At 69.4% G+C, this 17,923-nt stretch carries 15 protein-coding genes; 8 read left to right on the top strand and 7 right to left on the bottom strand.

The features are described from left to right. Window positions 1–107: 107 nt before the first annotated feature. The 5 genes from AC3FMM_RS20370 (at window position 108) to AC3FMM_RS20350 (ending at window position 4,937) form a co-directional block, all read left to right on the top strand. Window positions 108–1,469: an acyclic terpene utilization AtuA family protein gene (locus tag AC3FMM_RS20370; RefSeq protein WP_488687365.1), complete on the top strand. Its 1,362-nt coding sequence runs from the start codon at window positions 108–110 to the stop codon at window positions 1,467–1,469. A gap of 10 nt (window positions 1,470–1,479) precedes the next feature. Next, entirely contained in the window at window positions 1,480–1,833 is a 354-nt protein-coding gene (locus AC3FMM_RS20365; RefSeq protein WP_326346274.1) for an AtuA-related protein, read from the top strand. 42 nt (window positions 1,834–1,875) lie between these two features. Continuing rightward, window positions 1,876–2,841, top strand: a complete 966-nt coding sequence (locus AC3FMM_RS20360) for a Bug family tripartite tricarboxylate transporter substrate binding protein (protein ID WP_115711840.1) — start codon at window positions 1,876–1,878, stop codon at window positions 2,839–2,841. A gap of 186 nt (window positions 2,842–3,027) precedes the next feature. Then, a complete protein-coding gene (locus AC3FMM_RS20355; RefSeq protein ID WP_473704729.1) occupies window positions 3,028–4,101 on the top strand; it encodes an MBL fold metallo-hydrolase in 1,074 nt (357 codons plus the stop codon). An 86-nt stretch (window positions 4,102–4,187) separates the two neighbouring features. Beyond that, window positions 4,188–4,937, top strand: a complete 750-nt coding sequence (locus AC3FMM_RS20350) for an NADPH-dependent F420 reductase (RefSeq protein ID WP_115711844.1) — start codon at window positions 4,188–4,190, stop codon at window positions 4,935–4,937. A gap of 31 nt (window positions 4,938–4,968) precedes the next feature. On the opposite strand, the gene AC3FMM_RS20345 is transcribed toward AC3FMM_RS20350, so the two are convergent. After that, window positions 4,969–5,358 carry a GNAT family N-acetyltransferase gene (locus AC3FMM_RS20345; protein WP_115682118.1) on the bottom strand — a complete coding sequence of 130 codons (390 nt, stop codon included), beginning with the start codon at window positions 5,356–5,358 and terminating at the stop codon, window positions 4,969–4,971. A gap of 187 nt (window positions 5,359–5,545) precedes the next feature. Here AC3FMM_RS20345 and AC3FMM_RS20340 point away from each other — a divergent pair, with 187 nt between their 5' ends. Beyond that, window positions 5,546–7,045, top strand: coding sequence for an AMP nucleosidase (locus AC3FMM_RS20340; protein WP_115711845.1), 1,500 nt, complete (start codon window positions 5,546–5,548; stop codon window positions 7,043–7,045). A gap of 77 nt (window positions 7,046–7,122) precedes the next feature. Here AC3FMM_RS20340 and AC3FMM_RS20335 read toward each other — a convergent pair whose 3' ends face one another. Both AC3FMM_RS20335 and leuA read right to left on the bottom strand, forming a co-directional pair. Continuing rightward, the gene (locus tag AC3FMM_RS20335) at window positions 7,123–7,764 is read right to left on the bottom strand and encodes an OmpW/AlkL family protein (protein ID WP_115682120.1); all 642 of its coding nucleotides are present in this window, start codon (window positions 7,762–7,764) and stop codon (window positions 7,123–7,125) included. A 343-nt stretch (window positions 7,765–8,107) separates the two neighbouring features. Further along, window positions 8,108–9,799, bottom strand: a complete 1,692-nt coding sequence (leuA, locus tag AC3FMM_RS20330; protein WP_488687364.1) for a 2-isopropylmalate synthase — start codon at window positions 9,797–9,799, stop codon at window positions 8,108–8,110. A 605-nt stretch (window positions 9,800–10,404) separates the two neighbouring features. Between leuA and AC3FMM_RS20325 the strand changes: the two genes are divergently transcribed. Further along, on the top strand, window positions 10,405–11,763 hold the full coding sequence (locus tag AC3FMM_RS20325; RefSeq protein WP_326346270.1) for a hypothetical protein: 1,359 nt from the start codon (window positions 10,405–10,407) through the stop codon (window positions 11,761–11,763). 344 nt (window positions 11,764–12,107) lie between these two features. On the opposite strand, the gene AC3FMM_RS20320 is transcribed toward AC3FMM_RS20325, so the two are convergent. From AC3FMM_RS20320 to AC3FMM_RS20305, 4 genes are all read right to left on the bottom strand, one after another. Next, window positions 12,108–12,419 (bottom strand): DUF6587 family protein, encoded by a 312-nt coding sequence (locus AC3FMM_RS20320; RefSeq protein ID WP_116313698.1) that lies wholly within the window; start codon window positions 12,417–12,419, stop codon window positions 12,108–12,110. 14 nt (window positions 12,420–12,433) lie between these two features. After that, window positions 12,434–14,290 (bottom strand): ferrous iron transport protein B, encoded by a 1,857-nt coding sequence (gene feoB, locus AC3FMM_RS20315; RefSeq protein WP_116313697.1) that lies wholly within the window; start codon window positions 14,288–14,290, stop codon window positions 12,434–12,436. Window positions 14,291–14,304: 14 nt separating this feature from the next. Next, entirely contained in the window at window positions 14,305–14,616 is a 312-nt protein-coding gene (locus AC3FMM_RS20310) for a FeoA family protein (RefSeq protein ID WP_115682125.1), read from the bottom strand. Window positions 14,617–14,978: 362 nt separating this feature from the next. Then, a complete protein-coding gene (locus AC3FMM_RS20305) occupies window positions 14,979–15,914 on the bottom strand; it encodes a LysR family transcriptional regulator (RefSeq protein ID WP_116313696.1) in 936 nt (311 codons plus the stop codon). Window positions 15,915–16,034: 120 nt separating this feature from the next. Between AC3FMM_RS20305 and AC3FMM_RS20300 the strand changes: the two genes are divergently transcribed. Then, window positions 16,035–17,828 carry an acyl-CoA dehydrogenase family protein gene (locus AC3FMM_RS20300; protein WP_326346269.1) on the top strand — a complete coding sequence of 598 codons (1,794 nt, stop codon included), beginning with the start codon at window positions 16,035–16,037 and terminating at the stop codon, window positions 17,826–17,828. Window positions 17,829–17,923: the final 95 nt, after the last annotated feature.

The following is a 17,923-nucleotide window of genomic DNA, read 5'->3' as shown; positions in this document are numbered from 1 at the left end:
AGCGGATTTAACCAGTAAGTCGATAGATTAATCCAAATAATCCGTTTTTTGGCTGGGCCCACGCACCCTAGAATGAGATCGACCTCCACCCCCTGCCTCCCCCGACCATGACTGCTCCCTTGCTGATCGGCTCCGGCGCCGGCTTCTCCGGCGACCGTACCGACGCCGCGCTGCCGGTGGTGCGCACGCTGATCGCCGCGGCGCAGCCGGCCGCGCTGATCTTCGAGACCCTGGCCGAGCGCACGCTGGCGCTGGCGCAGCTGGCGCGGCGCAACGATTCCGCGCAGGGCTACGAGCCGCTGCTCGACGCGCTGCTGGCGCCGGTGCTGGGCCTGTGCCTGCAGCACCGCATTGCCATCGTCGGCAATTTCGGCGCCGCCAATCCGCGCGCGGCGGCGCGGCGCGTGCTGCAACTCGCCAGCGAACTGGGCCTGGCGGCGCCGCGCGTGGCGGTGGTCGAGGGCGACGACCTGTCCGACGAGGCCGGGCGCGCGCGCCTGGACGGCATCCTCGGCGACGCCTTCGACGCCGGACGCTTCGTCTGCGCCAACGCCTATATCGGCGCGCAGGGCATTGCCGACGCCCTCGCCGCCGGGGCCGACGTGGTGGTGTGCGGGCGCGTGGCCGACCCGGCGCTGGCACTGGGGCCGGCGATGGCGCACTTCGGCTGGGCCTGGGACGACTGGGACCGGCTTGCCGCAGCCACCATGGCCGGGCACCTGCTCGAATGCGGGGCGCAGGTCACCGGCGGCTACTTTGCCGATCCGGGCCGCAAGGAGGTGCCGGACGTGCACGCGCTGGGCTTCCCGATCGCGCAGCTCGACGCCGACGGCGGCATCGAGATCTTCAAGGCCGCCGACACCGGCGGCTGCGTCGACCTGCGCACGGTCAAGGAACAGCTGCTGTACGAGGTCCACGACCCGTGCGCCTACCTGACGCCGGACGTGGTGGCCGACATCGGCGCCGTCACCGTGGCGCAGCTCGGCCCGGACCGCGTGGCCGTGCGCAATGTGCGCGGCCACCCGCGCCCGGCGCAGCTCAAGGCCAATGTGTTCAGCCACGGCGGCTGGCTGGCCGAGGGCGAGATCTCCTACGCCGGCCCCAACGCCGCGGCGCGCGCGCGGCTGGCCGCCGACATCCTGCGCCGGCGCATGCGCATGCTGGGCCACGACGCGCCGATCCGCTTCGACCTGATCGGCGTGCTCAGCGTGCTCGCCGACGATGCCGGCGCCATGCTGGCACAGCCCCAGCCGCACGAGGCGCAGGCGCAGGACGTGCGCCTGCGCGCCGCGCTCGCGCATGACGACCTGGCCGTGGCGCAGGCGCTGCAGCGCGAGGTCAACGCGCTCTATACCTGCGGCCCCGCCGGCGGCGGCGGCGTGCGCACGGCGCAGCGCGCGCGCCTGAACGCGGTGTCGTGCCTGGTGCCGCGCGCCGCGGTCACGCCCACCCATACCTTCATCGACTGAGGAGCCTGCCATGACCGCCACCGCCGCGCTCTACCAGTTCGCCCATGGCCGCACCGGCGACAAGGGCGACCGTTCCAACATCAGCGTGATCGCCTATGACGCGCGCGACTTCGACCACCTGGTCGCGCACGTGACCGAAGACGCGGTGCGCGATCTGTTTCGCGAGCGCCGGCCCGCGGCGGTCACGCGCTACCTGGTGCCGTCGCTGCGCGCGATGAACTTCGTGCTCGACGGCGTGCTCGATGGCGGCGTCAACGATGCGCTCAACCTCGACACCCACGGCAAGGCGCTGTCGTTCCGCCTGCTGCAGCTCGAGATCCCGGTGCCGCCGCGGCTCGTGCCGGGGGTTTCGGACCACCCTTGAACCCTTGCCTTCACCGATAACGATTTCAACAGGAGACCTCACATGCATCCGCTCTTCAAGCCACTGGCCGTTGCCGCGCTCGCGCTGATCCTGCCCGCGGGCCAGGCCTGGGCCGAGTTTCCCGACAAGCCGATCCGCTTCGTGGTGCCGTTTGCCGCCGGCAGCGCCACCGACCAGCTCGCGCGCGCCATCGGCCAGGCCATCACGGTGGACAGCAAGGTCACCGTGGTGGTCGACAACAAGCCCGGCGCCAACGGCTTTATCGCCGCGTCCGACGTGGCCAAGGCGGCGCCGGATGGCTACACCGTGCTGATCAGCACCAACACCACGCATGCGGCCAACGAGCACCTGTTCAAGAAGCTGCCCTACGACCCGGTCAAGGACTACGCGCCCATCACGGCGCTGGGACGCGGCGGCCAGATCATGGTGGTCAACCCGCAGGTGCCGGCCAAGACCGTGGGCGAGTTCATCGCGCTGGCGCGGCAGCAGCCGGGCAAGCTCAGCTTCGGCAGCGGCAGTTCGTCGTCGCGCATTGCCGGCGAGCTGTTCCAGCAGATGGCGCAGGTGCAGCTGCTGCACGTGCCGTACAAGAGCAACCCGCTGGCCATCACCGACCTGCTCGGCAACCAGATCCAGATGATGATCACCGACACCGCCACCGGCCTGCCGCAGGTCAAGAGCGGCAAGCTGCGCGCGCTGGGCGTGTCGGGCAAGGCCCGCTCGCCGCTGGCGCCGGAGGTGCCGACCATCGATGAAGCCGGCGTCAAGGGCTACGAGATGAGCTACTGGTTCGCCGCCTATGCGCCCGCTGGGACGCCGCAGCCGGTGGTGGCCAAACTCAACGCAATGATGGTGAAGGCCGCGCGCAGCGAGAGCGCCGCCGGCTTCTACAAGTCGACCGGTACGGAAGTCTTCACCAGCACGCCCGCGGAACTGGCGAAGTTCCAGTCGCAGGAGTCCGGCAAGTGGGGCCGCATCATCAAGGCGGCGAATATCCAGCCCGAGTAAAAAGCGGGCGGCGCAAGCTCCCATGCATGGAAAACGGTGCCACGTGGCACCGTTTTTTACGCAGAAGTAGGTACGCTTTGACCCTTGCGGCCTTGTCGGGCAAGGCGCGGCTAAGATATGCGCTGGCCGCGCGCCCGCTGGCGCCGGCCTGCTCCTCGACAACACCAATCAGAACAGGATCAGGATATGAAGCTGCAGTCCATGGTGCGCCCCGCTACCTCTGGCCCGCGCCCGCGCCCGAAGTTGCAACTTGCCTTGCGCCGGGCCGCATCGCGCGCCGTCATCGCCATCGCCATGGGCAGCGCCGTGCTGGCCACGGGCCTGGCCAGCGCGCAGACCGCCACGCCGCCGGCGCAGCAGAAGACCCAGGTGCCGGGCTACTACCGCATGATGGTCGGCCAGCTCGAAGTCACCGCGCTCTATGACGGCTACATCGACCTGGACCCCAAGCTGTTCAAGTACACCAGCGCGCGCGAGGTGCAGAGCCTGCTGGCTCGGATGTTCTTGACCTCGACGCCGGGCATGCAGACCGCCGTCAACGCCTACCTGATCCATACCGGCAGCCGCCTGGTGCTGGTCGACACCGGCGCGGCCGGCTGCTTCGGGCCGACCCTGGGACGCATCGGCGAGAACCTGCGCGCCGCCGGCTATGCACCCGAGCAGGTCGATACCGTGCTGCTGACGCATCTGCACGGCGACCATGCCTGCGGCCTGGCCACGGACGGCAAGGCCGCGTTCCCGAACGCGACGGTCTACGTCGACAAGGCCGACCTCGACTACTGGCTGAGCGAAGCCAACGCCGCCGCCGCGCCGAAGGAGGCGCAGGGCCTGTTCGCCATGGCGCGTGCCGCGGTCACGCCGTACCAGGCGGCGCAGCGCCTGCGCACCTTCAACGGCAGCGCCCGTAGTGAATCCATTGCCGAACTTGTTCCCGGCGTGCGCGTGGTGCCGGCCAACGGGCATACCCCGGGGCACAGCGGCTACCTGTTCACCTCGGGCAACGACAGCCTGCTGCTGTGGGGCGACATCGTGCACAACCATGCGCTGCAGCTGCGTCGGCCGCAGGTGGCGATCGAGTTCGACGTCGACAGCAACCAGGCCGTGATCACGCGCAAGCGCATCCTGGAGCAGGCCGCCAGGGGCCGGTTGTGGGTAGGCGGCGCGCACATGCCGTTCCCGGGCCTGGGCCATGTGCGCCGCGATACCGCCGGCTATACGTGGGTGCCGGCCGAGTATGGCCCGATCCGCAACGACCGCTAGCCACGCGCGGCGGCTTTTCGCCTAGAGTCATCCCAGGGGGCTGCCACGCGTACCGGGCGGCGGCCCCGCCTGCCGGAGGACTTGCCATGCCTGCCAATGTGACCCGCCGCCGCTGGCTGCGCGCCGGCGCCGCGGCGCTACTGCTGGTTGCGCCACTGCCGCGCGCCGTGCGCGCCCAGCCCGGCCCGGCGCCGGCCCGCGAGGCCGCGGCGCAGCGCATCGGCGTGATCGGCTCGGGCCGCATTGGCGGCACCGTGGGCGGCTTGTGGGTCAAGGCCGGGCATCCGGTGCTGTTCTCGTCGCGGCACCCGGAGGCGCTCAAGCCGCTGGTCGAAGAATTGGGTACGCTTGCGCGCGCCGGCACGGTGGCCGAGGCCATTGCGTTCTCGGACGTGCTGTTCCTTGCCACGCCCTATGGCGCGCTGCCGCAACTCGCTCGTGACCATGCCGGCGCCTGGCAAGGCAAGATCGTGCTCGACGCCACCAACGCCTACGAACACCGCGACGGCCCCATTGCCGACGAGGCCAGGCGCGACGGCATCGGCCTCACCACGGCGCGCTACCTGCGCGGCGCGCGCGTGGTGCGGGCCTTCAACTTCATGGGCGCGGCGCAGTTTGCCAGCGAGCATCACCGGCCCGGCGGGCTGGTGGCGGTGCCGATCGCTGGCGACGACCCGGCCGCGCTGCAAGTGGCGGCGCAGCTAGTGCGCGATGCGGGCTTCGAACCGGTGGTGGTGGGGCCGCTGGCCAGCGCCGATCGCTTCGCGCCGGGCGGGCCGCTGTTCCGGCAGGTGGGGACGGCCGACGAGTTCCGGCAGAAGATGGGAGGACGCTGACGCTGCGCCGGGGTGGTACTGGCCGGGTGGTTCAGGGCCGGCGCCGCTCCATCGCAACCATCGAGGGGGTAAAGCCGAGCTGGCCGAAGAAGGCGGCTTCGGACGAGCGCGCCGCCCGCAGCATCCAGCTGATATCGGGGTCGCTGCCGACGATATGCCGCACCAGGGCGCGGCCGATGCCGTGCCGGCGGTGGCCGGGCGCCACCACCACCATCGACAGGAAACCGTCGCAGACGTCGTCGCACAACGCGCGGGCAAAGCCGACCACCTCGCCTTTCTCTACCGCCACGGCCACGCGCTGCGAATTGGCCACCAGCCGCGCGAATTTTTCGGGTCCGCCCACGCGGTGGGCCCAGCCATTGGCGATCAGTAGTTGTCTGGCTGCCTCGAGGTCTTCGGGCAACAAGTTACGGATTTCCATTGGCGGCTCTCCCAGCAAAGCATGTACGGCCCCTCGCCGCCCCTTGCCACCAGGGGCGCCGCGAGTCGAGAACGGCACGGCAAGCCGTGCTGCGCAATTGGCGGAGTGTAGCGAGCGGGCGCGGGCGCGTCAATTTGGCGCCTGGCGCGCCGGGGCGTCGCTCACGGCGGCGCTCCGGCGCGGTATCATGGCCGCCATGAACGCCCCCGTCTTTTCCTCCGCGCATCCGGCCGACCAGCTCGCCGAGTTCACCGACGCGGATGCGGCGGTTGCCCGCATCCGCGAGATCTACGATGCATCGGTCGGCGCCGTGCGCGCGCGCTTCGATGCCTTCGCCGGCGGCAAGCCGCTGCCCTCGGCCGCGCACGCGTGCTATCCGTACCTGGGCATCTCGGTCAACATCGAGACCATGGTCACCGACAGCCGCCCCTCCTGGGGCACGGTGGCGTACCCCGGCGTCTACGGCACCACGGTGACGCGCCCCGACCTGCTGGCCGACTACTACCGCGACCAGATCGAGCGCCTGATGCGCTATCACCGCGTGCCGGTGGTGGTGGGCCTGAGCCGGCGCCCGATCCCGCTGCCGTTCGTGATCGAGGCCTCGACCACCGACATCAGCTACACCCAGGCGCGCGAGCTGGAGGCCTCGTTCGTGCTGCCGGAGCTGAACCGCATCGATGACGGCATTGCCAACGGCACCTACGAGCCGGTGCCGGGCGAAGCCTGGCCGCTGTCGCTGTTCCCCGCCGAGCGCGTGGACCTGGCGCTGCAGCGGCTCTACCACTACACCGGCACGGCGCCGCAGCACTTCCAGCGCTTCGTGCTGTTCACCAACTACCAGCGCTATGTCGACGAGTTCGTCGCGCTTGGGCGCGCGCTGATGGGTAATGGCAACGGCAATGGCGATGGCGGCGGCTACACGCGCTTTGTCGAGCCTGGCGACGTGGTGCAGGACCTGGGCGCGCCCGAACCCGACGACGCCACGCGCCCGCGCGTGCTGCCGCAGATGCCGGCCTACCACCTGGTGCGCGGCGACAAGCTGGGCGTGACGCTGGTCAATATCGGCGTGGGGCCGTCCAACGCCAAGACCATGACCGACCACCTCGCCGTGCTGCGCCCGCATTGCTGGCTGATGGTCGGCCACTGCGGCGGCCTGCGCCGCTCGCAGCAGCTCGGCGACTATGTGCTGGCGCACGCCTATGTGCGCGACGACCACGTGCTCGACCACGACCTGCCGCCGTGGGTGCCGGTGCCGCCGATCGCCGAGATCCAGGTGGCGCTGCAGGAAGCCGTGGCGCGCGTGACCGGGCTGTCCGGCAACGAGATGAAGACGCGCATGCGCACCGGCACGGTGGTATCGACCGACGACCGCAACTGGGAGCTTAAGTCCAAGTCGCTGTATGCGCGCTTCAACCAGTCGCGCGCGATCGCCATCGACATGGAAAGCGCGGCGGTGGCCGCCAACGGCTTCCGCCTGCGCGTGCCGTATGGCACCCTGCTGTGCGTATCGGACAAGCCGCTGCATGGCGAACTCAAGCTGCGCGGCATGGCCAACGCGTTCTATCGCCAGCGCGTCAGCCAGCACATGACCATCGGCCTGGAAGCGATCCGCATCCTGCGCGAGAACGGCGTGGAGCAGTTGCATTCGCGCAAGCTGCGCAGCTTTGATGAGCCGGCGTTCAGGTAGCGGTCCGCTGCGCGCGCTCATGAAATGCAAAAGGCCGGCGCCCCTTCGACGCCGGCCTTTTTTGTCGCGCGGCAGGATCAGAATCGATACCCCACCCCGACGCTGAACAGCCACGGATCCAGGCTTACCTTGGAGACCTTGACGTCCCCCGCCTTCACATCGCTCTTCAGCCAGATCTTCTTGATGTCGGCGTTGAGGAACCAGTTCCTGGTCAGCTTGTAGTCCATGCCGATCTGCAGCGCCGGGCCCACGCTCCAGCTATCGAGCTGCAGCGAGTTGTTGGCGATGTTCTCGCCCCAGATGTGGGTGAAGTTCAGGCCCGCGCCGATATACGGGCGGAAGGTGCCGTTGGGAATGAGGTGGTACTGCATCAGCAGCGTCGGCGGCAGGTGCTTGAAGGTGCCGATCTTGTTGCCGTCAAGGTAGACGTTCTGCTTCTGCGGCACCGTCAGCACCAGTTCGGCGGCAAAGTTCGGCGTGAAGAAGTAGGTGACGTCGAGTTCGGGGATCCACTTGTTGTTGACCGTGATGCGGTCCGAACGGCCGACGCCGCCGACGGGATCGGAGCTGTGGGCCATGTCGAGGTAGGTGCCGCGCAGCCGCACCATCCAGTTGCCCTGGGCGTCGTCCGCGGCGGCCGCGGGCGTGGCGAAGGCGCCGAGCATGGCGCAGGCGGCGATGGCCGAACAGGTGGCGGTGCGAAGAGACAGTGTTTTCATGGGTCTGCTTGGTTTGTTATCAAGGCGCGCCCAGTGTGGCGGAGCGGGGTGGCGGTGGCCTTGACACAAAACAAGCGGAACCAAATGGAGCGCACGGCGTCGCGATGGCGCGACAACGCGGCCACCACCGATGCATCCTCGGACATCGCTTCTAACCACATGCGAAATGATTCGTAGCGCGGCCCGATGCTGCCGCTTACGCTGTGCGAAAGATCCGAGCGCGCGCAACGCGTGTCCGGATCCGCACCAGGCATGTCGTGGGCGTCCGCAAGGGCGTCTTTCCGGGTGTGCCCCGTGGGGGCGGGGCACACCGGTTTTCTTGCCAAACGCTACACCTCAGGCATCAGGCCGCGGCGGCGCTGGCCGCGTGAGCGCCGCCGGCAAAGCCCGCCTGCAGGTGCCGGTTCACACCCGACAGCACTGCACGCAATGAAGCCGTGACGAGGTTGGCGTCGATGCCCGCGCCGAACCCGGTCGGCGAATCGCCCACACGGACTTCGACATAGCACGCTGCGCTCGCGTCGGCGCCTGCGTTCATCGCATGCTCGTGGTAGTCCATCACGCGTACCGGCAGGTCCAGCGCATCGATGAAGGCGTCGATCGGGCCGTTGCCGCTGCCGCGCACGCTGCAGGGCTGGCCGTCGCGCTCCATCTGCACCGTGATCACGGTGGCGCCGGTACTGTCGCTTGCCAGCTGGTGCGAGACATAGCGCAGCGGCGCCTCGCGCGCCAGGTACTCGCGCTCGAACAGGCCATACAGGTCGTCCGCGCTCGCTTCCAGCCCGCTGTCGTCGGTCATGGCCTGCACCGCGCGGCTGAACTCGATCTGCAGCCGGCGCGGCAGGTAGAGGCCATGCACCTGTTCCAGCAGGTACGCCATGCCGCCCTTGCCCGACTGGCTGTTGACGCGGATCACCGCGTCGTAGCTGCGGCCCAGGTCGGCCGGGTCGATCGGCAGGTAGGGCACTTCCCAGATGGCGTCCGGCTGCTGCTGCGCAAAGCCCTTGCGGATCGCATCCTGGTGCGACCCCGAAAACGCGGTGAACACCAGATCGCCTACGTACGGATGGCGCGGGTGCACCGGCAGCTGGTTGCAGTGCTCCACGCACTGGCGCACCGCGTCGATGTCGGAGAAGTCGAGGTGCGGCGCCACGCCTTGCGTATAGAGGTTCAGCGCCAGCGTCACCAGGTCGACGTTGCCGGTGCGCTCGCCATTGCCGAACAGGCAGCCCTCGACGCGGTCGGCGCCCGCCATCAAAGCCAGCTCCGCCGCTGCCACCGCGGTGCCGCGGTCGTTGTGCGGATGCACGGACAACGCGATATGCTCGCGCCGCGCGAGGCGGCGGTGCATCCATTCGATCTGGTCGGCGAACACGTTGGGCGTGCTGCATTCCACCGTGGTCGGCAGGTTCAGGATCATCGGGCGGCCCGGGCCGGCCTGCCACGCGGCCGATACCGCATCGCTGACTTCCAGCGAGAAATCGAGCTCGGCCAGGCTGAAGGTCTCGGGCGAATACTCGTAGGTCCACGCGGTCTCGGGCATGGCATCGGTCAGCGCCTTGATCAGCCGCGTGCCCGATACCGCGACGTCCTTGATCTCGTCGCGCGAGGCATTGAAGACGATGCGCCGCCAGGCCGGTGCGATCGGGTTGTACAGGTGCACGATGGCGCGTGCCGCGCCGCGCACGGATTCGACGGTGCGGCGGATCAGGTCTTCGCGCGACTGCGTCAGCACGACGATGGTGACGTCGTCGGGGATGCGCCGTTCTTCGATCAGCATGCGCACGAAGTCGAAGTCGGTCTGCGACGCGGCGGGGAACGCCACCTCGATTTCCTTCAGGCCGATCTTCACCAGCTGTTCGAAGAAGCGCAGCTTGCGCGCCGGGTTCATCGGCTCGATCAGGGCCTGGTTGCCGTCGCGCAGGTCGGTGCTCATCCAGCGCGGCGCGCGCGTGATGGTGCGGCCGGGCCAGGTGCGCTCAGGGATGTCGACGGTGGCGGCGGGGCGGTACTTGATGGCGGGATTGACGAGCATACGGGGTCTCCTTCCTCGCAAGGGAAGATGAAAAATCGAAAAACGGGAAAAGGGTGGCGCAAGGCTGCCGAACTGCCACGGGGCCCTAGGCCCGGCAACCGATCGGTAGGCTTAGCAGTAGCGAGGAAGCGCGCAGGGCGCGGCCCGATGCCAGGGCAGCCAGCACGCGTGCGCGGGCAGCGATGCGGGACGCATCGGCAGCCTGGCAGGGAGTGCTGGTGTAACGGTTCATCGTGGCTGGAGTGGGAGGGGCCGCGGCCGCTCCGCGTGGGTGCGCATGCAGCGCAGGTCCATGGGAAGGGCAAGGTTAGTCGACCAGTCCCGAACCGGTCAAGCCTTGCGCGTGTGCCGTCATGCGCGGCAAACCGTCGTGGCCCGATCAGGGGATCGTGGTAAGGGGCTGCGCCAAACGGTTGGGGGCCGGCTGCGGCAGGGGCCTGGGCGGCCCCTGTTTCCCCTCGGCCGAATGGCGATGTACTGCGCTGAATGGATGACTTGCGGCGAGGTTCTGTGCGCTGCACCTCAGTCCTCTGGCTGGTATTGCGCGGGCCACTTTGTGCCTAGGCTGATAGCGCGGGAAAAAAACACGACTGGGGGGAACAATCATGAGACTGAGAACGTGGACATCCTGGCTGGCGGGTTCGGCCGCAGCCTTGTTGCTGGCGGCATGCGGCGGTGGCGGTGGCAGCAGCGCGCCCGCCGCGCCGGCTTCGGGCGGCACCACCACGCCGCTGACCTATAGCGCGAAGATGAGCGTGACCTCGGGCGAGGTCGGTGTCGGCCGCACGCTGACCATCAGCGCGCTGGCCGTCGACAGCAACGGCGTCGACGTATCGGCCAGCACCACCTTCGACTGGACCAGCACCGACAGCGCCGTAGCCACCGTGACGCCGGGCGCCGGCACGCCGGGCAGCGCCGTGGTCAGGGGCGTTGCGCCGGGCACCACCACCGTGCAGGTGGTGGCCACGGTCCGGGGCACCGACAACACTACTGTGCAACTGCCTGCGCAATCGGCCACCATCACCGTGGTGCCGGCATCTGCGCTGAGCTACACGCTGTCGATGCCCGCCACCAGCCTGTCGATGAGCGACGGCCAGGAACTGCCGGTCAAGGTGACGCTGCTCGACAGCAACGGCAGCGATGTGTCGGCCAGCGTCTCCAACTGGGCCTGGTCCAGCAGCGGCACCGCGGTCCAGGTCACGGCCAGCCAGAACAGCGCCACGCTGAAGGCCAGCAACGGCTCGCCGACGACCGCGGCCACCGCCAGTGTCTCGGTGTCGGTGACCGCGCCTGACGGACATGCCCTCGCCGGCGTCATCGCGGTGACGGTGCAGAAGAACGGCGCCGCGGCCTATCGCGTGGTGACCACCAAGGGCGGGCGCGAGGTCAACGCGCTGCAGGTGTTCAGCAATCGTCCCGACACCTTCACCGCGCGCGTGTTGCGCCACGACGGCCAGGACGTGACCGCGGATTTCGACGGCAACTGGAGCTACACGGCAAGCTCGGCGACGCTGTCCGCGACGGAAGCCGCGGGTACGCATGACGCCACGGTGCGCACCAGCCTGGCCGGCGACACCGGTCCGGTGCAGGGCAGCCTGACCGTGACCGCGGTCAGCAGCAAGCTGGGCGAGCGGCGCAGCGCCACCCTGACGGTGACGGAAAACCCGCTATGGGCACTGGTGGGCGACAACCAGGATCCGATCACGCTGCTGCTACTTGCACCGATGCCGATCGAGGTGACCGCGCGCATGAAGCACCTGGGCGAGGATGCGCAGTACACCGCGTGCAAGGACTGGGCATGGTCCAGCACCGGTCCGGTGTCGCTGAGCCCGAGCATGGTGATGCTGCCCAACCAGGTGCGCGCCAGCGGCACCGGACCCGGCGACTTCACCATCACCGCGACCTGCACCGCGATCGCCGACAATACGCCGCTGAAGGTGGTGTTCTACGGTACGGTCAGGTAGGCGCCGGTATCCCGCAGCTGGCGAGACGCCCTCCGGATGGAGGGCGTTTCGCTTTTGGGAGACACATGCGGTGTGTCAGGAATGATTGGTAAAGGCGCAAGCGTACCCGTTTCTGCGTGGCTGTTTTCGACCCCTGCGTGCATGCCCCGACAGGCGCGCGTGCAAAGCGTACCCAATTCTGCGTGCATGGGAACAAGCCTCGCGAAGCGCCGGATTGGCCTGGAAAAGGCCCACGCCGTCGCCTGCCACGAGGCCTGGACGCGCGCAACCCGCCGCTTGCCGCACCATGCGGCAGCAGCGGGCGTACCCGTTTCTGCGTGGAGGATAAGGGAGGAAAAAGCGCTTCAGCGCTTGCGCACGAAGCGCACCACCTGCTCGGCAGGCTTGTCCTGGCCGGTGGGAGTGCTGGTATTGGCGTCGCAGGTATTGCAGCCGCCGTCGTCGCAGCCGCTGGCGCAGCCGGCCGCGGCCTGCGGGGCCAGCCAGCGTGCCAGGCGGCCGCGCCAGCCCGCGGCGGCGGGGCCGCCCAGGCGCGCTGCCAGCGCCGCCTTGACGCGCTCGCGCGTGCGCGGCGCGTAGCGCGACACCACCGACACCGCGCACGCCAGCACGATCAGCGGGACCAGCAGGGTTTCGATGGCCTGATAGAGGCTCATGGCGGCGGCGGGCCTCAGCTGAACATCAGCGCGACGCGGTAGGTCACGAACGCGGCCAGGTAGGCCAGCCCGGTCAGGTAGGCGGCAGACAGCGCCATCACCTTCCAGGAGTCGGTCTCGCGCCGGATCACCGCCAGCGTGGAGATGCACTGCGGCGCGAACACGTACCACGCCAGCAGCGACAGCGCGGTGGCCAGCGACCATTGCGCGGCGATCATCGGTGCCAGCTGCGTGGCCACGGTCTCTTCGCTGCCCGACAGCGCATAGACGGTGGCCAGCGCACCAACGGCGACCTCGCGCGCGGCCAGCCCCGGCACCAGCGCAATGCAGATCTGCCAGTTGAAGCCCACCGGCGCGAACACCTTCTGCAGCGCGTGGCCGATCATGCCGGCAAAGCTGTAGTCGATCGCCGGCGCGGTCGCGCCCTCGGGCGCGGACGGGAACGTCGACAGGAACCACAGCAGCACCGTCAGCGCCAGGATCACCTTGCCGACGCGCGACAGGAAGATGCGGGCACGCTCCCACAGGCCGATGGCGATGTCGCGCGGGTTCGGGATGCGGTACGACGGCAGCTCCATCAGCAGCGGATGGTCGGTGCGGTCGCGGCGCAGGAACTTGAGCGCATAGGCCACCACCAGCGCGCTGACGATGCCGGCCACGTAGAGCGCGAACAGCACCAGCCCCTGCAGGTTGAACAGGCCCATCACGGTGCGCTCGGGGATAAAGGCGCCGATCAGCAGCGCATAGACCGGCAGGCGCGCCGAGCAGGTCATCAGCGGTGCCACCAGGATGGTGGTGAGCCGGTCGCGCGGGTCCTGGATGGTGCGCGTGGCCATGATGCCGGGGATGGCGCAGGCAAAGCTCGACAGCAGCGGGATGAACGAGCGCCCCGACAGCCCCGCGCCCATCATCAGGCGGTCGAGCAGGAACGCCGCGCGCGGCAGGTAGCCGGATTCCTCCAGCGTCAGGATGAACAGAAACAGGATCAGGATCTGCGGCAGGAACACCACCACGCTGCCCAGCCCGGCGACCAGGCCGTCGACCAGCAGGCTCTTGAGCATGCCGTCGGGCAGCCAGGCGCCCAGCATCTCGCCGGCCCAGTGCACGCCGCCCTCGATGCCGTCCATCAGCGGCTCGGCCCACGAGAACACCGCCTGGAACATCAGGAACAGCAACACCGCCAGCAGCAGCAGGCCGAACACCGGGTGCAGCACGATGCGGTCGATGCGGTCGTCCAGCGCGGCGGTGCGCGCGGGCATGCTCACCGCGGCCGACAGCAGGCGGTTGACTTCGGCATGCACGTCGAAGTCAGGGCCGGACGCAGCGCCGGCCGGCGGGGCCGGCGGCAGCGTGGCATCGAGCAGGCTGACCAGCGCCGCGGCGCCGTCGCGCCGGACCGCCACGGTGCTGACCACCGGCACGCCGAGCGCGGCCGACAGCTTGTCGCGGTCGATCTGGATGCCGCGGCGCGCGGCCGCGTCGCTCATATTCAGCACCACCACCATCGGCAGCCCCAGCTGGCGCAACTCCAGCACGAAGCGCAGGTGCAGGCGCAGGTTGGTCGCGTCGACCACCGACACCAGCAGGTCAGGACGCGCTTCGCCGGCGCGCTGGCCCAGGCAGACATCGCGCGTGATCGCTTCATCCAGGCTGGCCGCATGCAGGCTGTAGGCGCCGGGCAGGTCCAGGATGCGCACCTGGCGTCCGGCCGGCGACACGAAGTAGCCTTCCTTGCGCTCGACGGTGACGCCGGCGTAGTTGGCCACCTTCTGGCGGCTGCCGGTCAGGCGGTTGAACAGTGCGGTCTTGCCGCAATTGGGATTGCCGACCAGCGCAATGCGCAGGGCCGAGGGGGAAGCAGCTGCAGACATAATCCGGGGAAGGCTCAGGCGGTCCGCTTGGCGGACGGTTGGGCAGTCTCGTCGCCCTGCGTGGCGGGGGCGATGCGGGTGACCGAGGCGCTGGCGATTTCCACGCCGATGCGCGCCGCCTCCGAGCGGCGCAGTGCAAAGCGCGTGAAGCCTACCTGCGCCACCAGCGGATCCATGCCGAACGGCCCGTAGGCGATGACCTGCACGGGCTCGCCGGCAACGAAGCCCAGTTCGCGCAGGCGGCGCGCAACCGGATCCCCTGGGGTGGCGTCGTCCACCGATTGCACTACGGCGGGCGTGCGCCGTGGAAGTTCAGACAACCGCATCATGCTTCCAGTCCGTGGCGCGGCCTGCCGCCAAGCGGTCGGTGCGACCGCGCCGGGGTGTGTAAATGAAAATCGTTTTCATTGTATCGCAAATGAGGCTTTACGTTGCCCCCTCAAAGGGCGGGCACGCCAGCCTTGCCGCGCCAGGCACGGCAGGAGGCGAATGATAACCGCTAAGGGTCGTCGATGAGCACGCCCCGCGACCGCGAGCCGGCGTCCACCGAGGCTGGCGGCGGTCAGGTCATGCCACCCCGAATCCGCGCCGGGCCCGCCATCGTGCAATTACTGCATTTGCGTTATGGATGCCGTAAGCCAGCGGCGTTAAGCTCACGGCACGCTGAACACCCCGTTCCACGCGTACTTCACAAGCCATCGGTCCCTGGACCGGTGGCTTTTTCTTTATGGCTGCGCTTCGGCTGCGCCGGCTTGCCTGCCACCATGGCGACAAAGTGGTCGCGCGCCGGATGATCTGGCGCGGTCTTCCAGGCGCAATAGACCTCGGAGCGCACCGTGGCGTCGGCCAGCGGCCGGAACGCCGCGCCCGCCATGCCCGAGCGCGCCAGCGCCGCCGGCGCCACCGCCACGCCCATGCCCTGCGACACCAGCGACACCACCGACAGCCAGTGCCGCACCTCGTGCCGGATCTGCGGGAAGAAGCCTTGCGCGGCGCACATGTCGAAGATCCGGCTGTAATAGTCGGGCGAGGCCTTGCGCGAGAACAGCACGAACGGCTCGCCGCGCAGCGATGTCAGCGGCAGCTGCGCCAGCGCGGCCAGGGCATGGTCGGCGGGCAGGCAGCAGACGAACGGCTCGGCGTGCACCAGCGTGGCCTGCAGCGTGTCCGGCACCCGGCCGGTGTGGATGAAGGCGGCGTCGAGTTCGTCATGCAGCAGCGCGTCGACCTGTTCCTGCGAATTCAGCTCGGTCAGGGCCACGTGGATGCCGGGATAGGCGGCCTCGAACTCGCGCAGCGTCTGCGGTAGGCCGCGGTACAGCATCGAGCCGACAAAGCCCACGCGCAGGCGGCCGATGGCGCCCGCTTCGATCTCGCGCGCCAGCACCCGCGCGGCCTCGGCCTGCGCCAGCAGCGCCGTGGCCGACTCGCGGAAGGCCCGCCCGGCCGCGGTCAGCCGCACGCCGCGGCTGTCGCGGTCGAACAGCCGCGCCCCGACCGAGGCCTCGAGCTGCTGGATATTGAGCGACAGCGGCGGCTGCGAGATGGCCAGCCGGCGCGCGGCGCGGCCGAAGTGCAGTTCCTCGGCCAGCACGAGGAAGTAACGCAGGTGGCGGAATTCCATGGCGATACAGAAATTATATGGATCAAGCCAATTTTAGAATTAGACGCAAATCCTTGGGGTTTGAATAATGGAGGCCAAAGGGGCCGCAAGCCGGCGCCCAAGCAAACCAGGAGACCAGCCATGCCATCCAGCGCCGTGCGCGACATCCCCCAGCAACACCCGGCCGCGCCCGCTGCGCATCCGGTGCCGGACCGCCACGGCGGCAGCCTGTTTGCCGCCGACCCGGACCTGCGCGCGCTGCTGCCGCTGTACCTGCCGCCGGACCTGTTCAGCCACCTGCTGCCGCACCTCGAGCGCATGGGCGCGCTGGCCGGCGGCGTGCTCGACGAGCTGGCCGGCGTGGCCGACCGCAACCCGCCGGAACTGACTTACCGCACCCGCGCCGGCGTGGATGCGCAGCGCATCGACAAGCACCCGGCCTATGTCGAGATGGAGCGCGTGGCCTTTGCGGAATTCGGTCTCGCCGCGGCCTCTCACCGCGGCGGCGTGCTGGGCTGGGACAAGCCCATGCCGCCGGCGGCAAAGTACGCGCTCACGTATCTGTTCGTGCAAGCGGAGTTCGGCCTGTGCTGCCCGCTGTCGATGACCGATTCGCTGACGCGCACGCTGCGCAAGTTCGGCGATCCGGCGCTGGTCGGGCGCTTCCTGCCCAACCTGACCACCCAGGTCTTTGACGACCTGTACCAGGGCGCGATGTTCATGACCGAGCAGGGCGCCGGCTCCGACGTGGCCGCCACCGCCACGCGCGCGGTGCGCGATGCCTCGGCCGAGGGCGGCTGGCGCCTGCATGGCGACAAGTGGTTCTGCTCCAATCCCGATGCCGCGCTGGCGATGGTGCTGGCGCGCGTGGAAGACGAGGCCGGCAACGCCGTGCCCGGCCACAAGGGCGTGTCGCTGTTCCTGCTGCCGCGCAGGCTGGCCGACGGCAGCGCCAACCACTACCGCATCATCCGGCTCAAGGACAAGCTGGGCACGCGCTCGATGGCCAGCGGCGAGATCCGTCTGGAGGGCGCGCATGCCTACCTGGTCGGCGAGCCCGGCCGCGGCTTCGTGCAGATGGCGGACATGATCAACAACTCGCGCCTGTCCAACGGCGTGCGCGCCGCCGGGCTGATGCGCCGCGCGTTGACCGAGGGCCTGTTCATCGCCCGCGAGCGCCAGGCCTTCGGCAAGCGCCTGCAGGACATGCCGCTGATGCGTCGCCAGTTGCTCAAGCTGACGCTGCCGACCGAGCAGGCCCGCACCATGGTGTTCCAGACCGCCGAGGCACTGCGCCGCGCCGACGCCGGCGAGCCCGACGCCTACGCGCTGATGCGCATCCTGACCCCGCTGATCAAGTTCCGCGCCTGCCGCGACGCGCGCAAGGTCACCGGCGACGCCATGGAGATTCGCGGCGGCTGCGGCTATATCGAGGAATGGAGCGACCCGCGCCTGGTACGCGACGCCCACCTCGGCTCGATCTGGGAAGGCACCAGCAATATCGTCGCGCTCGACGTGCTGCGCGCGGTCCGGCGCGAGGGGGCATTGCCGGTGTTGCAGGCGCACCTGGCCGGGCTGCTGGCCGATACCCCGATGCAGGCTGACGCCCGCGCCGTCGTCGAAGGCGCCATCGCCAGCGCTGCCCGACTGGCCGGCCAGGCCGCCGCGGCCGGTGCCGACGGCGAGCTGCTGGCGCGCCAGGCGGCCTCGGCGCTGTACCACGTGACCAGCGCGGTGGCGATGGCCTGGGAAGCCGGACGCATCGGCTCGGTGCGCCGCATGCGGCTGGCGCAGCTGGTGCTGCGGCACCGCGTGCTGCCGCAGGATCCGCTGGCGGCAAGCGCCGAGCCGGCCTGGCTGGCCGAGACCGTGGCGCCCGCCGACGATGGCGTGGTGCGCGCCGCCGGCGCGGTCGATGCGGTTAACGTGTTCTGACATCGCTTGCCCGAACCCGCTGTTTGCTCCCCTCTCCCGCGTGCGGGAGAGGGGCCGGGGGTGAGGGCAGGCGGTGGCATACCGAAAGCACCGAC

The sequence above is a fragment of the Cupriavidus sp. 207A1 genome (assembly GCF_057798955.1).
Note: the sequence above shows the minus strand (reverse complement) of the source record. Positions and strands in the feature narration are given on the sequence as shown.

What these genes read in the sequence shown, in the direction of transcription:
- AC3FMM_RS20370 (WP_488687365.1), top strand. Translation starts at nt 108, where the DNA reads ATGACTGCTCCCTTGCTGATCGGCTCCGGCGCCGGCTTCTCCGGCGAC.
- AC3FMM_RS20365 (WP_326346274.1), top strand. Translation starts at nt 1,480, where the DNA reads ATGACCGCCACCGCCGCGCTCTACCAGTTCGCCCATGGCCGCACCGGC.
- AC3FMM_RS20360 (WP_115711840.1), top strand. Translation starts at nt 1,876, where the DNA reads ATGCATCCGCTCTTCAAGCCACTGGCCGTTGCCGCGCTCGCGCTGATC.
- AC3FMM_RS20355 (WP_473704729.1), top strand. Translation starts at nt 3,028, where the DNA reads ATGAAGCTGCAGTCCATGGTGCGCCCCGCTACCTCTGGCCCGCGCCCG.
- AC3FMM_RS20350 (WP_115711844.1), top strand. Translation starts at nt 4,188, where the DNA reads ATGCCTGCCAATGTGACCCGCCGCCGCTGGCTGCGCGCCGGCGCCGCG.
- AC3FMM_RS20345 (WP_115682118.1), bottom strand. Translation starts at nt 5,358, where the DNA reads ATGGAAATCCGTAACTTGTTGCCCGAAGACCTCGAGGCAGCCAGACAA.
- AC3FMM_RS20340 (WP_115711845.1), top strand. Translation starts at nt 5,546, where the DNA reads ATGGCCGCCATGAACGCCCCCGTCTTTTCCTCCGCGCATCCGGCCGAC.
- AC3FMM_RS20335 (WP_115682120.1), bottom strand. Translation starts at nt 7,764, where the DNA reads ATGAAAACACTGTCTCTTCGCACCGCCACCTGTTCGGCCATCGCCGCC.
- leuA (WP_488687364.1), bottom strand. Translation starts at nt 9,799, where the DNA reads ATGCTCGTCAATCCCGCCATCAAGTACCGCCCCGCCGCCACCGTCGAC.
- AC3FMM_RS20325 (WP_326346270.1), top strand. Translation starts at nt 10,405, where the DNA reads ATGAGACTGAGAACGTGGACATCCTGGCTGGCGGGTTCGGCCGCAGCC.
- AC3FMM_RS20320 (WP_116313698.1), bottom strand. Translation starts at nt 12,419, where the DNA reads ATGAGCCTCTATCAGGCCATCGAAACCCTGCTGGTCCCGCTGATCGTG.
- feoB (WP_116313697.1), bottom strand. Translation starts at nt 14,290, where the DNA reads ATGTCTGCAGCTGCTTCCCCCTCGGCCCTGCGCATTGCGCTGGTCGGC.
- AC3FMM_RS20310 (WP_115682125.1), bottom strand. Translation starts at nt 14,616, where the DNA reads ATGCGGTTGTCTGAACTTCCACGGCGCACGCCCGCCGTAGTGCAATCG.
- AC3FMM_RS20305 (WP_116313696.1), bottom strand. Translation starts at nt 15,914, where the DNA reads ATGGAATTCCGCCACCTGCGTTACTTCCTCGTGCTGGCCGAGGAACTG.
- AC3FMM_RS20300 (WP_326346269.1), top strand. Translation starts at nt 16,035, where the DNA reads ATGCCATCCAGCGCCGTGCGCGACATCCCCCAGCAACACCCGGCCGCG.